Here is a 15,551-nt window from a genome sequence, read left to right as displayed (position 1 = left end):
CCAGGCCTAGCGGCCCGGTTGCCGCGAGGCGAAAGCAAGGGCAAGGCCAGGCGGCCTTGCCCTTTTTCATCGCCGCCTGCCTGGCGTCACAGCGGCACGTACTTCAAGCCGTACCGGGACAGCTGGAAGGCCATTTCCGACAGGCTCGGCAGGCGTCGCTTGTCCAGCCATGGCCAGCTGGCGCGTTCGATATAGATGAACTCACCGTCCCTTGCGATGGGCGTGTAGTGCAGCGCCAGGTCCTTGCTGCGGTGCACCAGGGTCATCTTGCCGTCGATGTCCTTGAAGCCGAACGCCCCCGGTTTGGCCAGCCGGCTTTCCAGCGTGCCCGAGGCCGAGGGCGGCTGGGCAAGCGGCACCTGCAGGCGCAGGTCGCCCTGCACGCGGGTTTCGCGGATACCGTCGTCCACTGCGTAAAGCCCCGGGTCGCGGCCGACGCTTGCGCTGCTGCCGATGTCGATGTCCTCGACGCGCACACCGATCACACCTTGCAGTTCGCTGACCCCGGGCACGCTCTCGAAGGTGTTGGCGTGGGTGTTGCCCATCAGTGCAACCCATTTGCCGGCGCCATGGGCAGCCTGGTCGGCAGCGATCACGCGGTGGGTGAAGAAGTTCATCATCTTCTGGCGAATCGCGGGTGGGCGGGGGCCCATCCATGCCTGGCGGTAACTGGCCATGCAATCGATGGCCTGTATCCGGATGCCCTGTTTCTGCGCGCTCCTGAGCACCTGCATGAAGGTGTAGCGCTGGGCGGGGTCGGTGTGCCAGCCGCGGTCCAGATCGGTCACGTAGGTCTTGAGTGCCTGGGGCATCTGCCCGGTCTGGTTGAACAGGTCCAGGTCGGCCTGCTGGAAGTCGGTCATCAGGTGCTCCATGTACAGCACCCGCACCTTCTGCTGCTTGAGCAGGGCCATGTTCTCGATCAGAAACTGCTTGCTGCCCAGTTGTGAATGGGCTTCGCCGACCACCAGGCCCTCGCTGTTTTCGTACACGCTGCGAATGATCTGCCTGGCGCTGGCATCGGCAGCCAATGTTGGCAGCGGTGGCCGCTGCGGCAGGCTTGCGGTGCTGAAAAACGCTTCGGCGTCGTCGACCAGCAGGTCGCGCAAGGTGCGAAATTGCGCGTAGGCCTGTTCGCGGGCGGGGTTGTTGGGGGAGAACGTGCGCCCGCTCAGGTTCGACTCCTCGCCACCGTTGGAGGCCTTGAGCAATTCGGGCTGCAGCGCCTTGTCGACTTCATAGGGGGTGGGCACGCGTTCCGGGCCGGGCGCGGGTACCTGGGCCTGGCCCCAGAGCTTGAGACGAAAGCGTGGCGCCCCGCCTTTCAGACCCTGCTCCAGCGGTTGCCATACGCCTTCGTCGTTCAGGCCAATGGGCACGTTGCGGTAGAACGAGTAGGGGTTTTGCGGGTCGACCACCGCCCATGAGCGCAGCTCGCCGATGTAGCGCACGTGATAGGGGAACCCGTCTATCTGGGCATAGAAGCCATCGTCCAGGGTGTAGATACCCTGGAATTTGCCGCTGCCGGTGGCGTGCCCGTCCAGCAGCACGTTGGTTTCGAACGGGGCCAGCAGTTGCGAGCGCTCGGCCGGTATCAGCGGCGCAGGCGCCCACTCGGCGAGTTCCGCCGGGGTGGCCATTGACGTGTGTTCGGGCTCGACGGGTGCAGTGTGCGTGCCCGCGTCCAGGCTGGGTTCGATCTCGGCGATTTCACCGGTGACTGCCGGGCCTGCGAGCAGGGTGGCATTGAACAGCGTGTTGATGGCCGCCAGCACGGCGCCGATCACGCCGGCCTTGCGTTGGGCAGTGGTGTGCCCGTTGACCGCCTGATCGATGTTCAGGCCGGTTTCGGCCAGCCCGGCGCCCACGGCAGCCAGCGCTACCGGCCAGTCGACTGCGGCCATGGCACTGGCGAACGTGCCGAAGGCCTTGAGGTAGCCGATCCACAGTTGCTTGCGCAGGTCGGCGTTGGAGCGCAGCGAGAAGTGCGCATCGTCGATCATGCGCTGACGCGCTGCATCGCGCAGGTGGGTGAACCCATCGCCATGCACGGTCGTGTTCGACTGGTTGAGTGCGTCGTGACCGTTGCCGCCCCAGTTGTTGAACAGCACGTCGATCAGGTGCTCGAGCCCCACCGCGCTGGCTTTTTCGCCGCGGTCCGCAAGGGCGAAGTGGGTCATGAAGCGTGCGCGGTTCTGCGCCGCATTGGTGTTGTGCAGCACCCACCAGTACAGCTCGCTGTGGTTGGCGAACAGGTGCAGGGCGTCGACCTCGCCCGGGATGTAGAGCAACTGGTAACCGTCGTCGAGTTCCACCCGCAGGATATCGGTGGCCACATGGCCGCCGATGTCGAAGGTGCACAGGCGCACCCCCGCCACCGGCCTGGCCTGTTGTTGCAACTGGCTCAGCGAGGGCGGCCAGCTGGCGTCACCGGCCAGGGCAGTGGCCACCCGCCGCAAGCGTGCCAGGCGGGCGGGGTCGGTCTGGTGCGCGCAGGTTTCGAGCACCTTGCTCAGGAAGTTGGCCTTGGCCAGGGTGCGGAAGTTGTCCGAATGACGGGCCCAGAAGCGGGTCAGGTCCTGGTGGAAGGCGCTGCAGAAGTCGACCTTCCACAGCTCGTCGAGTACCTCGCGCGGGGCCATCGGCACTTCGTCGCGCTCATCGAACAGGCCGGTGCCCGGCCCGCGGCTGTAGAAGCCGGTGCGGTAGCCGAGCAGGTCGGCGTTGTCCTGGTCGTTGACATCGAAACGCTGCATCACCAGTTGCGGCAGTGTCAGCGATTCGCTGGGCGGGCCGAGGTGTTCCCAGCCGCTGAAAGTGCGCGGGCTGCTATGCGCGGTGTTGAACCGGTGCAGGTACACCGCGTCCGGGTCCAGCGTGCTGCGGGTGTGTTTCTTCAGGATATGGCTGGCGATTTCGCGGGCCATCTGGCGCATGTCGGGGCAATGCTTGACCAGTTGTCGGGCCAGGTTCTGCAGCTGTTCGTGGTCGTGGGTCTGTTGGGCGGTCAGGGGCATGGCGGTACTTCCGTGTCAGGGGCGAGGGGCCAGCTTGGCCGGGGGCGGTGAGCAGCGTGCGGTAAGTAAGTAGTGCGGGCCGCCCAGCCAGCCCGGCCCGCTCAGGCAGCAAGCAACGCTGGGCGGCGCCGTTACAGGGGCACGAAGGTCAGCCCGTTGGATGTCACCAGGGTCGACAGTTGCGCCAGGCTTGGCATGCGGCGCTTGTCCACGCGTGGCCAGCTCGCCCGATCGATGTAGTAGAACGTGCCGTCCCGTTGGATGGGGGTGTAGTGCAGCGTCAGGTCCTTGCTGCGGTGGATCATCTGCAAGGTCCCCTCCACCTGGGTGAAACTGAAGGAGCCGACAGCGCGCAGCTTTTCTTCCAGGGTGCGTGCCACGCCGTGTGCGGGAGCAATGGGCACCTGCAGCAGCAGGTCGCATTTGACCGCCGCCAGGTTGGCCGCCTGGTCGGGTTGGATACCGGGGTCGACGCCGAATCGCACAGGCAGCCCGCACTCGATGTCTTCGATGCGCAGGCCGATGGCGCCCTGCAGCTCGGCAAGCCCTGGCACGCCGTCAAACGTGTTGGTGTGGGTGTTGCCCACGAAGGCGATCCACTTGCTGGGGTGCAGGGCCTGGTCTGCTGCAATGACCCGATGGGCAAAGAAGTTCATCATCTGTTGCCGGATCGGGCCCGTCGGGGTGGCCAGCCAGGCCTGACGATAGCTGGCCATGCAGTCGATGGCCTGGACGCGTATCTGGTTGGCCTGTGCGGTGCGCATCACCTGCTGGAAGGTATAGCGTCCGCTGCTGTCGGTGGCCTGGCTTCGGTCCAGTTCGGCCACATAGTCGCGCAGGTGCTGGCTCATGTTGCCTGTGCGGTTGAACGCATCGAGGTCGGCCTGATGAAAGTCTGTCAGCAGATGCTCCAGGTACAGCACCTTGACCTTCTGCTTGCGCAGTTGCGCCATGTTGTCGATCAGAAAGCGTTTGCTGCCCAGGTGTGCGTGGCATTCGCCGATCACCACGCCGTCGCAGCGGGAGTAGCAACCACGCAGGATCTGCTTGGGCGCCGGGTTGCTTTCGAACAGCGGCAGTTGCGGGCGTGGCGGCAGCTCCACCGTGCTCAGGTACTCCTTGGCATCGTTCAGCAGCGTGCTGCGCAGTGTGCGAAACAGGTCGCAGGCTTCTTCCAGGTGTGGCTGATTGGCCCGGTAGGTAATGCCGCTGAGCTGTTCGTCATCCACCGAACGCAGCTGTGCCTGCTGGCGCGGGAGCAACTCGTAGGGCGTGGGGATACGTTCGGCAGGGGGTGGCGCGTAGTCGCTGCGACCCCACAGTTTGAGGCGAAAGCGCGGTGTACCCCCCAGAAGGCGGCCCTGCGCGACGGGCTCCCACTGCTGTTGCGCATTGAGCCGGATGGGCACGTTGCGGTAGAACGAAAAGGGCGCGTTCGGGTCGATCACCACCCAGCTCTTGAGCTCGCCCACGTACCGCACCTGGTAGGCGAAATCGCCGATCGCTACATAGAAACCGTCAGCCAGCGAGTAGATGCCCTGCATCTTGCCGACCCCGGGTTTCTCGCCGTCGAGCAGGGCATTGGTCTCGAAGGTGGCCAGGCGCTGGGAAGCCGGTGTCGGTCGCAGGGGGGCGGGTACCTGGGCGTCGATATCCTCGGCAGTGGCAAGGGGTTCGTCCTCGGCCTCCACATAGGGCTCGGCGACGGCGGGCACCTCGCTGTCGACCTGTATAGCTTCACCGGTCTCCTCGCCGAGCAGCGTCGCGTTGAACAGCGTGTCGATGGAGGCCAGTACGGCGCCGATGACGCCCGCCTGGCGCTCGGCAGTGGTATGGCCGTTGATCGCCTCGTCGATGGACAGGCCGGTCTCGCCAAGCCCGGCGCCCACGGCAGCCAGTGCAACCGGCCAGTCGAAGGCGGCCATGGCCCCGGCGAACCGGGTAAAGGCGTGCAGGTCCGCCACCCACATCTGTTTGCGCAGGTCGGCGTTGGAGCGCAGGGCGAAGTGCGCGTCGTCGCTCATGCGCTGTCGCGCCGCATCGCGCAGGTAGCTGAATGCATCCTTCTCGACCGGTTTGTCCAGCAGGTTGATGGCATCGTGTGCGCTGCCGGCCCAGTTGGAGAACAGCAGGTCGATCAGATGCTCGAGCCCGACCCCGGCGGGGTGTTCGGCATGGCTGGACAACGCGAAGTGGGCCATCAGGCGCGCGCGGTTATCTGCGGCATTGGTGTTCTGCAGCACCCACCAGTAAAGCTGCGCAGGGTTGGCAAACAGGTGCAGGGCCGTGACCTCGCCGGGCATGTACAGCACCTGGTAGCCATCGGGCAGTACGGCACGCAGCATGTCGCTGGCGACGTAGCCGCCGATGTCGAAGGCATGCAGGCGCACCCCCTGGTCGGGAACATGCGTTTGCTGCAGTTGTTCGAGGGTGGGCGGCCAGTCGGTGACGCCGGCCAGTGCCCGGGCCAGCAGGCGGTAGCGTTTGCGCTGTTCGGGCAGGTCTGCGTGTTCGCAGGCTTCCACCACCTTGCTCAGGAAGTTGGCCTTGGCCATGCTGCGAAACGACTCTGCACTGTCGGCCCAGAACGCCTGCATCTTCTGTTTGAAGACCGAGCTGAAGTCGATCTGCCAGAAGTAGCGCAGCACATCGGCCGGTGCCATGGGGACTTCGTTGCGTTCATCGAACACCCCGGCATGCGCGCCTTCGCGGTAGAAGCCGGTTCGGTAGCCGAGCAGGTCGGCGTTGTCCTGGTCGTTGGCGTCGAAGCGCTGCATCACCAGTTGCGGCAACGTCAGCGACTGGTAGGGCAGCTCACGGTGCTCCCAGCCGCTGAAGCTTCTGGGGTTGGACTGGGCCGCCTTGAAACGGTGCAGGTACACGGTGTCCGGATCGAGGCTGCTGCGGGCGAACTTCTTCAGGGCGTCGACGGCCACCTCACGGGCCATCTGGCGCATGTCCGGGCAGTTGACGACGAGCTGGCGCGCAATGTCCTGAAGCTGCGCGCGTTGTGGGTTGGGGGACTGGGGCATGGCGATCCTTCCTTGGTCTGGGCCATTGCAGGATGGGCTGGCTCCAGCGGGCAGGTGCGGTAGATAGTGCTGCGCGGGTGGGTGCGGCATCGTGTGCCGCTGCCGGGGCAACTCTTCACTTAAAGTTTCGCAAATGCAGGTGTATCGTATTCGCCCTTACCGCCAGCCCGGTCATGGCTGGCAGGCTGTTTTCGCGATACGAGGTGCCTGTTCCGATGTCCTTTACCCGTCGACAAATGCTCAAGGGGCTGACTGGCCTGGTGGTGGTTGGCCTGGGCGCCGGGGGCGCCGCACGTTACTGGATGGGCAAGGTCGAGGACGAGCAGGCCGGGCATGACTATGAACTGATCGCCGCGCCGCTGGACGTCGAGCTGGTGGCCGGGCACACCACCCAGGCCTGGGCGTTCGGCCCGTCCGCGCCGGGCACCGAGCTACGGGTGCGCCAGGGGCAGTGGCTGCGGGTGCGGTTCATCAACCACCTGCCGGTGGCCACCACCATCCACTGGCACGGTATCCGCCTGCCGCTGGAAATGGACGGCGTGCCCTACGTGTCGCAGCTGCCGGTGCTGCCGGGCGAGTACTTCGACTACAAGTTCCGCGTGCCGGATGCCGGCAGCTTCTGGTACCACCCCCACGTCAACAGCAGCGAAGAGCTGGGCCGCGGCCTGGTCGGCCCGCTGATCGTGGAGGAGCGCGAGCCCACCGGTTTCAAGCACGAGCGCACCCTGAGCCTGAAGAACTGGCACGTGGACGAGCAGGGCAACTTCGTCGAGTTCAGCGTGCCGCGCGAAGCGGCCCGTGGCGGCACCGCAGGGCGCCTGATCACCATCAACGGGCAGCCCGACGCGGTGGTGGAAATGCCCGCCGGGCAGATCGTGCGGGTGCGCCTGCTGAACCTGGACAATACCCTGACCTACCGGATCAACCTCAAGGGCGACTTCGAGGCGCGTATCTATGCGCTGGATGGCAACCCGATCACCCCGCGCCCATTGGGCAAGGACTACTGGCTGGGCCCCGGCATGCGCATCTGCCTGGCCATCCGCATGCCGGCAGCCGGTGAGGAGCTGTCGCTGCGCGACGGCTCGGTGCGCCTGGGCACCCTGCGTTCGGTGGCCAGCAGCGAGGCACCGGGCGACTGGCCACCGGCGCTGCCGGCCAACCCCATCGCCGAGCCGGACCTGGCCAACGCCGAGAAGATCAACTTCAATTTCGAGTGGGTAGGCTCGGTGTCGGTCAATACCGAGAACGGCAAGCCGCCAAGCCTGTGGCAGATCAACGGGCAGGCCTGGGACATCACCGACAAGACCTGTTCCGACCGGCCGATCGCCACCTTGAAGAAGGGCAAGAGCTACATCTTCGAGCTCAAGAACATGACCCAGTACCAGCACCCGATCCACCTGCACGGCATGAGTTTCAAGGTGCTCAGCTCCAATCGCCACAAGATCCCGGAGCAGTACTTCACCGACACCTACCTGCTGGGCAAGAACGAGCGGGCGCAGGTGGCGCTGGTGGCGGATAACCCCGGCACCTGGATGTTCCATTGCCACGTGATCGATCACATGGAAACCGGCCTGATGGCCGCCATCGAGGTGGCGTGATGCGTCAGCCGCAGATCATCGACCGCAGCCGCGACCAGCACTTCATGCGCCTGGCGCTGGAGCTGGCGGCGCAGGGGGCTGCATTGGGCGAGGTGCCGGTGGGCGCGGTGCTGGTGCAGCACGGCGAGGTGATCGGGCAGGGCTTCAACTGCCCGATCAGCGGCAGCGACCCCAGCGCGCACGCCGAAATGGTGGCCATTCGCGCGGCGGCGCAGGCGGCCAGCAACTACCGGCTGCCGGGCAGCACGCTGTATGTGACGCTGGAGCCGTGCAGCATGTGCGCCGGGCTGATCGTGCATTCGCGGGTCAACCGCGTGGTGTTCGGGGCCCTGGAGCCCAAGGCCGGGATCGTGCAGAGCCAGGGGCAATTCTTTACCCAGGGGTTTCTGAACCACCGGGTGCTGTTCGAGGGCGGGGTGCTGGCCGAGGAGTGCGGGGCGATTCTGACCGAGTTCTTTAGGGCTCGGCGGGCCAAGGCCTGATAACCGTGGTGTGACCATCGCGGGTCAAGCCCGCTCCCCCGTTGTTGTGGGAGCGGGCTTGGCCCGCGATACAGGCGCTGCAAACTAGAGCGGCGGCGAAGCGTCGGCCGGCTTGGTCTTGTTGACCCCCGGCACATGCAGGTTGCCTTCGGCCACCTGGCTGCCCTCCAGCTGCGGCTGGGTCACCCAGGTCAGGATGTCGTAGTAGCGCCGGATGTTGGCCACGAAATGCACCGGCTCGCCGCCACGGGCATAGCCGTAGCGGGTCTTGCTGTACCACTGCTTCTGCGACAGGCGCGGCAGCATCTTCTTCACGTCCAGCCACTTGTTCGGGTTCAGCCCCTCGCGCTTGGCCAGCTTGCGTGCATCGTCCAGGTGGCCGCTGCCCACGTTGTAGGCGGCCAGGGCAAACCAGGTGCGGTCCGGCTCCTCGATGTCGTCATCGAGCTCCTTCTTCACATGCATGAAATACTTGGCCCCGCCCTCGATGCTCTGGCGCGGGTCGAGCCGGTTGGACACGCCCATGGCCTGGGCGGTGCGCTGGGTCAGCATCATCAGCCCGCGCACGCCGGTCTTGGAGGTGACCTCGGCCTGCCACATCGACTCCTGGTAACCGATCGCCGCCAGCAGGCGCCAGTCCACCTGTTCCTTCTTGGCCGAGGTCTTGAAGTGGTTCTCGTAGCGCGGCAGGCGCTGCTGCAGGTGCTGGGCGAAGGTGTAGGCGCCGACATAGCCGAGCACGTCCACGTGGCCGTAATAACGGTCCTTGAGCCGTTGCAGGGTGCCGTTCTTGTGGACCTTGTCGATGAATTCGTTGATTTCGTTGAGCAGGCTGTTGTCTTCGCCGGCCGCCACCGCCCAGCGCTGGTCGCGCCCGTCGCCCAGGTCGAAGGCGACCCGCACGTTGGGGAAGTACACCTGGTTCATCGCCACTTCGTTGGAGTCGACCAGGGTCAGGTCGATCTGGCCCTCGTCGACCATGCGCAGCAGGTCGACCACCTCGACCTGGTCGGATTCTTCATATTGCAGGGCCGGGTACTGTTTTTTCAGCTCTGCCAGCTGTTCGGCATGGCTGCTGCCCTTGAGTACCAGGATGCGCTTGCCGACCAGGTCGCCGGCGTCGGTGGGGCGGGGCTTGCCGTTGCGGTAGATGATCTGCGGGGTGACTTCGAGATACGGGTGGGAAAAACGTACCTGCTGCTTGCGCTGCTCGCTGCTTACCAGGCCCGCTGCCGCCAGCACCGGGCCGTTCGGCTGGCCGAGCTGGTTGAACAGGTCGTCGAGGTTGTCGGCGGTCTCGATCTGCAGCTTCACGCCCAGGTCGTCGGCAAAGCGCTGGACCAGCTCGTACTCGAAGCCGGTTTCGCCGTTGCGGTCCTGGAAGTAGGTGGCCGGGCTGTTGCGGGTGATCACGCGCAGCACGCCGTCCTCCTTGACACGCTCCAGGGTGCTGGGTTTTTCAACACAGGCACCGAGCATCAGGAAGAGTCCGGTTGCGATGAGCCATTTGGCACAACGCTGGCGCAAAGCAGTCTGGGCAAACATAGGGTGCAGTATACGCAAAGGACCTGCCGCGCCATATCTCGACAACATCCGGCTTGTCTGCTAGCACAGCCCGATAAAACCGCGTCGGGACGGGTTTTTGTCATCTCGTGAAGCACTCTTGTCGGCTTGCCGACATTCGGCCTGTCGCCGATGCAGCGTTTCGGGTGCCGTCGGCGGCGGTTTAGGCTAGAATGCACGGCCTCTAAGCACACCCCCTTCCTGAGGCTGTCCCGACGATGTTGATCCTGCGCGGCGCTCCTGCCCTTTCTGCCTTTCGCCACGGTAAATTACTCGAGCAACTGAGCCAGAAAGTCCCCGCTGTTAGTGGTTTGTACGCTGAATTCGCCCATTTCGCCGAGGTTGACGGCGAGCTGAGTGCCGACCAACAGCATGTGCTCGCGCGCCTGCTCAAGTACGGCCCGAGCGTGCCGGTACAGGAGCCCAGCGGTCGCCTGTTCCTGGTCATGCCGCGTTTCGGCACCATCTCGCCCTGGTCGAGCAAGGCCAGCGACATCGCCCACAACTGCGGCCTGGAGAACGTCAAGCGCCTGGAGCGCGGTACTGCCTTCTATGTCGGCGGTGAACTGAGCGAGGCCGATGTGGCCGCCGTCGCCGAGCTGCTGCACGACCGCATGACCCAGATCGTGCTGGGCAGGCTCGAAGAGGCCGCCGGCCTGTTCAGCCATGCCGAACCCAAGCCGCTGACCGCCGTCGACATCCTCGGCGGTGGCCGCGCCGCGCTGGAAAAAGCCAACGTCGAGCTGGGCCTGGCCCTGGCCGAAGACGAGATCGACTACCTGGTCACCAGCTTCCAGGGCCTCAAGCGCAACCCGCACGACATCGAACTGATGATGTTCGCCCAGGCCAACTCCGAGCACTGCCGCCACAAGATCTTCAACGCCAGTTGGGATATCGACGGCCAGAGCCAGGAAAAAAGCCTGTTCGGCATGATCAAGAACACCTACCAGATGCACAGCGAAGGCGTGCTGTCCGCTTACAAGGACAACGCCTCGGTGATCGTCGGTTCCACCGCCGGGCGCTTCTTCCCGAACCCTGAAACCCGCCAGTACGGCGCGGTGCAGGAGCCGGTGCACATCCTGATGAAGGTCGAGACCCACAACCACCCGACCGCCATCGCGCCGTTCCCGGGGGCCTCCACCGGTTCCGGTGGCGAGATCCGCGACGAAGGTGCCACCGGTCGCGGCGCCAAGCCCAAGGCCGGCCTCACCGGCTTCACCGTGTCCAACCTGCAGATCCCGGGCTTCGAACAGCCGTGGGAAAAGCCCTACGGCAAGCCGGAGCGCATCGTCACCGCGCTGGACATCATGATCGAAGGCCCGCTGGGCGGCGCGGCGTTCAACAATGAATTCGGGCGCCCGGCACTGACCGGTTACTTCCGTACCTTCGAGCAGTCGATCAACACCCCCCACGGCGAAGAAGTGCGCGGCTACCACAAGCCGATCATGCTCGCCGGCGGCATGGGCAACATCCGCGAAGGCCATGTGCAGAAGGGCGAGATCACCGTCGGCGCCAAGCTGATCGTGCTCGGCGGCCCGGCCATGCTGATCGGCCTGGGCGGCGGTGCTGCCTCGTCGATGGCCACAGGCGCCAGCTCTGCCGACCTCGATTTCGCCTCGGTACAGCGCGAAAACCCGGAAATGGAACGCCGCTGCCAGGAGGTCATCGACCGCTGCTGGCAGCTGGGCGATGCCAACCCCATCGCGTTCATCCATGACGTCGGCGCGGGCGGCCTGTCCAACGCCTTCCCCGAGCTGGTCAACGACGGCGGCCGTGGCGGTCGTTTCGAGCTGCGCAACGTGCCCAACGACGAGCCGGGCATGGCGCCGCTGGAAATCTGGAGCAACGAGTCCCAGGAACGCTACGTGCTGGCGGTCGACGCCAAGGACCTGGAGCGCTTCACCGCCATCTGCGAACGCGAGCGCTGCCCGTTCGCGGTGGTCGGCGAAGCCACTGCCGAACCGCAACTGACCGTCACCGACAGCCACTTCGGCAACAGCCCGGTGGACATGCCGCTGGAAGTGCTGCTGGGCAAGGCTCCGCGCATGCACCGTTCGGTCAGCCGCGAAGCCGAGCTGGGCGACGATTTCGACCCGAGCACCCTGGACCTCGCCGACTCGGTACAGCGCGTGCTGCGCCACCCGGCCGTGGCCAGCAAGAACTTCCTGATCACCATCGGTGACCGCACCATCACCGGCCTGGTCGCCCGCGACCAGATGGTCGGTCCATGGCAGGTCCCGGTGGCCGACGTGGCCGTCACCGCCACCAGTTTCGACGTGTACACCGGCGAAGCCATGGCCATGGGCGAGCGCACCCCGCTGGCCCTGCTCGACGCCCAGGCGTCCGGGCGCATGGCGATCGGCGAGACCCTGACCAACATGGCGGCCTCGCGCATCGGCAAGCTGTCCGACATCAAGCTGTCAGCCAACTGGATGTCGGCTGCCGGCCACCCCGGTGAAGACGCGCGCCTGTACGACGCGGTCAAGGCCGTGGGCATGGAACTGTGCCCCGAGCTGGGCCTGACCATTCCGGTGGGCAAGGACTCGATGTCCATGAAGACCCGCTGGGAAGATGAAGGTCGCGAGAAGACCGTGACCTCGCCGATGTCGCTGATCGTGACCGGCTTTGCCCCGGTTACCGACATCCGCAAGACCCTGACCCCGCAACTGCGCATGGACAAGGGCGAAACCGACCTGATCCTGATCGACCTGGGTCGCGGCCAGAACCGCATGGGCGCCTCGATCCTGGCCCAGACCCACGGCAAGCTCGCCAGCCAGGCACCGGACGTCGACGACGCCGAAGACCTCAAGGCGTTCTTCGCGGTGATCCAGGGCCTGAACGCCGACGGTCACCTGCTGGCCTACCACGACCGCTCCGACGGCGGCCTGCTGGCCACCGCGCTGGAAATGGCCTTCGCCGGCCATTGCGGGCTGAACCTGGAACTGGACACCCTGACCGGCAAGCGCGAGAAAGTCGCGGCCATCCTCTTCAACGAAGAGCTGGGTGCGGTGATCCAGGTGCGCCAGGACGCCACCCCGGACGTGCTGGCCCAGTTCAGCGCCGCCGGCCTTGGCGAAGACTGCGTGGCGGTGATCGGCAAGCCGGTCAATTGTGCCGACGTGGCCATCAGCCTGAACGGCGAAGTGCTGTTCACCGGCGACCGCCGCCTGCTGCAGCGCCAGTGGGCCGAGACCAGCTACCAGATCCAGCGCCTGCGCGACAACGCCGACTGCGCCGACCAGGAATTCGACGGCCTGCTCGAGGAAGACAACCCGGGCCTGAGCGTCAAGCTGGGCTTCGACGTCAACCACGACATCGCAGCGCCTTACATCAAGAAGGGCATTCGCCCACAGGTGGCGGTACTGCGCGAGCAGGGCGTCAACGGCCAGGTGGAAATGGCTGCGGCGTTCGACCGTGCCGGCTTCAACGCCATCGACGTGCACATGAGCGATATCCTCGCCGGTCGTGTCGACCTGAACGAGTTCAAGGGCATGGTTGCCTGCGGCGGCTTCTCCTACGGTGACGTGCTGGGTGCCGGTGAAGGCTGGGCCAAGTCGGCGCTGTTCAACAGCCGCGCCCGCGACGCCTTCCAGGGCTTCTTCGAGCGTAGCGACAGCTTCACCCTGGGTGTGTGCAACGGTTGCCAGATGATGTCCAACCTGCACGAGCTGATCCCGGGCAGCGAGTTCTGGCCGCACTTCGTGCGTAACCGCTCCGAGCAGTTCGAGGCGCGCGTGGCGATGGTCCAGGTGCAGGAGTCCAACTCGATCTTCCTGCAGGGCATGGCCGGTTCGCGCATGCCGATCGCCATCGCGCACGGTGAAGGGCATGCCGAGTTCGCCAGCGAAGAGGCACTGCTGGAAGCCGACCTGTCCGGTTGCGTGGCCCTGCGTTTCGTCGACAACCACGGCAAGGTCACCGAGACCTACCCGGCCAACCCGAACGGTTCGCCGCGCGGGATCACCGGCCTGACCAGCCGCGACGGGCGCGTCACCATCATGATGCCGCACCCTGAGCGGGTATTCCGTGCGGTGCAGAACTCGTGGCGCCCGGATGACTGGAACGAAGACGCCGCCTGGATGCGCATGTTCCGCAACGCGCGGGCCTGGGTGAACTGAGGGTGTTCAAACTCGCCTTCTTCGTGCCGCCCAGCCATGTGGAGCAGGTCAAGGCCGCTGTGTTCGCCGCCGGTGGCGGACGCATCGGCGCCTACGACAGCTGTGCGTGGCAGGTGCTGGGCCAGGGCCAGTTCCGTCCGTTGAGCGGCAGCCAGCCGTTCATCGGGCAGAGCGGGGTGGTCGAGCAGGTCGAGGAGTGGCGGGTCGAGCTGGTGGTGGACGATGCGCTGGTGGGGCCGGTAGTCGCGGCCCTGAAGGCGAGCCACCCCTACGAGACCCCGGCCTACGAGGTCTGGCAGCTCGCTGATTTCTGATTGGCAGGTCTGCCTCTTCGCCGGCCTTGCCGGTGAAGAGGTCCGATCAGGCAACCTCCATCGTCTGTTCCTGCTTGCGCTGCACCCCCGCACACGCCAGCAACCCCACTTCAAACAGTATCCACATCGGCACCGCCAGCAAGGTCTGTGAAAACACGTCCGGCGGGGTCAGCAGCATGCCCACCACAAAGCATCCGACGATCACGTAAGGCCGGCTCTTGCGCAGTGTCGCCACATCCGTCACCCCCGCCCACACCACGATGAAGGTGGCCACCGGTATCTCGAACGCCAGCCCGAACGCCAGAAACAGCGCCAGGATGAAGTCCAGGTACAGGCTGATGTCGGTCATCATCGACACCCCGGCCGGGGTCACGCTGGCGAAAAAACCGAACATCATCGGAAACACCACAAAGAACGCGAAGGCCATGCCGGCATAGAACAGCACGATGCTCGATACCAGCAATGGCAAGGCGATACGCCGTTCCTTGCGGTACATCCCCGGTGCCACGAACCCCCACACCTGGTGCAGCAGCACCGGCATGGCGACGAACAGCGCAGCCATAAGGGTCAGCTTGAAGGGCGCCAGGAACGGCGACGTCACGCTGGTCGCGATCATGCTCGCGCCTTCGGGCAGGTAACGGCGCAAGGGTTCGGATACGGCGGTATAGAGGGTCTGGGCGAACGGGAACAAACCCAGGAACACCAGCGTGACGGCCAGCAGGCAGCGCACCAGGCGCCGCCGCAGTTCGGTCAGGTGGGCAGTCAGGGGCATGCCCGCTTGGGTATCAGTCATGGGCAGGGTCCATTGGTCGAAGTCGGGGTCGGCTGCGCCTGCAGGTTCACGCCCTGGCGCAGTTCCTGTTCCAGACGCCGCAGTGGCTCGGCATCCAGCTCCTGGGTCAGTGCCTGGGTGTCGAGCTCACGCTCCACCTGTGCACGCAGCGCCCCCATGGCACGCCTGGCCTGGCCCACGCCACGCCCCACGGTGCGCATCGCCACCGGCAGGCGTTCGGGGCCCAGCACCAGCAGCGCCACCACGCCCACCAGCAGCAGCTCGGTAAAGCCGATCTCGAACATCAGCTGCGTTGTTCCGGTTGCCCCTGCTGTACCTGCTGCACCGGGGCAGGGGCGTCCGGGGTGTCGGCCTGCGGGCCGTTGCCCATGGATTTGCGAAAGCCCTGGATCGCCTCGCCCACGTCCGCGCCCAGGCCCTTGAGGCGCTTGGTGCCGAACAGCATGAACACGATCATCAACACGATAACCAGTTGCCAGATCCCGATACCGCCCATGTGAAGCACTCCAAGGTCATGAAAAAGAAGGGTTTATCCTGCCTGCGCTTTATGACGCAAAGGTGACGGGCAACGCCTTTGCCATGTGCCTGAAACATCCGCCGTGTTGACTGGCCGCTCTTTGGCAGAGGTAGCGTG

10 protein-coding genes are annotated in these 15,551 nt (G+C 65.5%); 4 read left to right on the top strand and 6 right to left on the bottom strand.

Annotated features, from left to right (window positions below; genetic code table 11):
* Window positions 1-86 precede the first annotated feature (86 nt).
* Entirely contained in the window at window positions 87-3,017 is a 2,931-nt protein-coding gene (locus V9K84_RS16405; RefSeq protein WP_088514571.1) for a membrane-targeted effector domain-containing toxin, read from the bottom strand.
* Window positions 3,018-3,148: 131 nt separating this feature from the next.
* Window positions 3,149-6,049: a membrane-targeted effector domain-containing toxin gene (locus V9K84_RS16400; RefSeq protein WP_088514570.1), complete on the bottom strand. Its 2,901-nt coding sequence runs from the start codon at window positions 6,047-6,049 to the stop codon at window positions 3,149-3,151.
* Between the two features lie 215 nt (window positions 6,050-6,264).
* Between V9K84_RS16400 and V9K84_RS16395 the strand changes: the two genes are divergently transcribed.
* Window positions 6,265-7,647: a multicopper oxidase family protein gene (locus V9K84_RS16395; RefSeq protein WP_043860642.1), complete on the top strand. Its 1,383-nt coding sequence runs from the start codon at window positions 6,265-6,267 to the stop codon at window positions 7,645-7,647.
* Window positions 7,647-8,129, top strand: coding sequence for a tRNA adenosine(34) deaminase TadA (gene tadA / locus V9K84_RS16390; RefSeq protein ID WP_054915054.1), 483 nt, complete (start codon window positions 7,647-7,649; stop codon window positions 8,127-8,129). Before V9K84_RS16395 ends, tadA begins: the two co-directional genes overlap by 1 nt.
* A gap of 84 nt (window positions 8,130-8,213) precedes the next feature.
* Here the strand turns inward: tadA and mltF are convergent, their stop codons facing one another.
* Window positions 8,214-9,674: a membrane-bound lytic murein transglycosylase MltF gene (gene mltF / locus V9K84_RS16385; RefSeq protein WP_043860640.1), complete on the bottom strand. Its 1,461-nt coding sequence runs from the start codon at window positions 9,672-9,674 to the stop codon at window positions 8,214-8,216.
* A 236-nt stretch (window positions 9,675-9,910) separates the two neighbouring features.
* Here mltF and purL point away from each other — a divergent pair, with 236 nt between their 5' ends.
* Both purL and V9K84_RS16375 read left to right on the top strand, forming a co-directional pair.
* A complete protein-coding gene (purL, locus tag V9K84_RS16380; RefSeq protein ID WP_043860639.1) occupies window positions 9,911-13,810 on the top strand; it encodes a phosphoribosylformylglycinamidine synthase in 3,900 nt (1,299 codons plus the stop codon).
* 2 nt (window positions 13,811-13,812) lie between these two features.
* Complete coding sequence (locus V9K84_RS16375; RefSeq protein WP_054915053.1) at window positions 13,813-14,124, top strand: YqfO family protein; 312 nt, start codon at window positions 13,813-13,815, stop codon at window positions 14,122-14,124.
* A 46-nt stretch (window positions 14,125-14,170) separates the two neighbouring features.
* Here the strand turns inward: V9K84_RS16375 and tatC are convergent, their stop codons facing one another.
* From tatC to tatA, 3 genes are read right to left on the bottom strand one after another with little or no spacing between them, the layout of a single operon-like run.
* A complete protein-coding gene (tatC, locus tag V9K84_RS16370) occupies window positions 14,171-14,917 on the bottom strand; it encodes a twin-arginine translocase subunit TatC (RefSeq protein WP_054915052.1) in 747 nt (248 codons plus the stop codon).
* A complete protein-coding gene (gene tatB / locus V9K84_RS16365) occupies window positions 14,914-15,201 on the bottom strand; it encodes a Sec-independent protein translocase protein TatB (protein ID WP_078480098.1) in 288 nt (95 codons plus the stop codon). Before tatB ends, tatC begins: the two co-directional genes overlap by 4 nt.
* Window positions 15,201-15,413, bottom strand: a complete 213-nt coding sequence (gene tatA / locus V9K84_RS16360; protein ID WP_043860635.1) for a twin-arginine translocase TatA/TatE family subunit — start codon at window positions 15,411-15,413, stop codon at window positions 15,201-15,203. Before tatA ends, tatB begins: the two co-directional genes overlap by 1 nt.
* Window positions 15,414-15,551: the final 138 nt, after the last annotated feature.

Source organism: Pseudomonas sp. AE27 (assembly GCF_037113495.1).
GTDB lineage: Bacteria > Pseudomonadota > Gammaproteobacteria > Pseudomonadales > Pseudomonadaceae > Aquipseudomonas > Aquipseudomonas palmensis.
The sequence above is the reverse complement of the archived record's forward strand: the minus strand, read 5'-3'. Positions and strand labels throughout refer to the sequence as shown.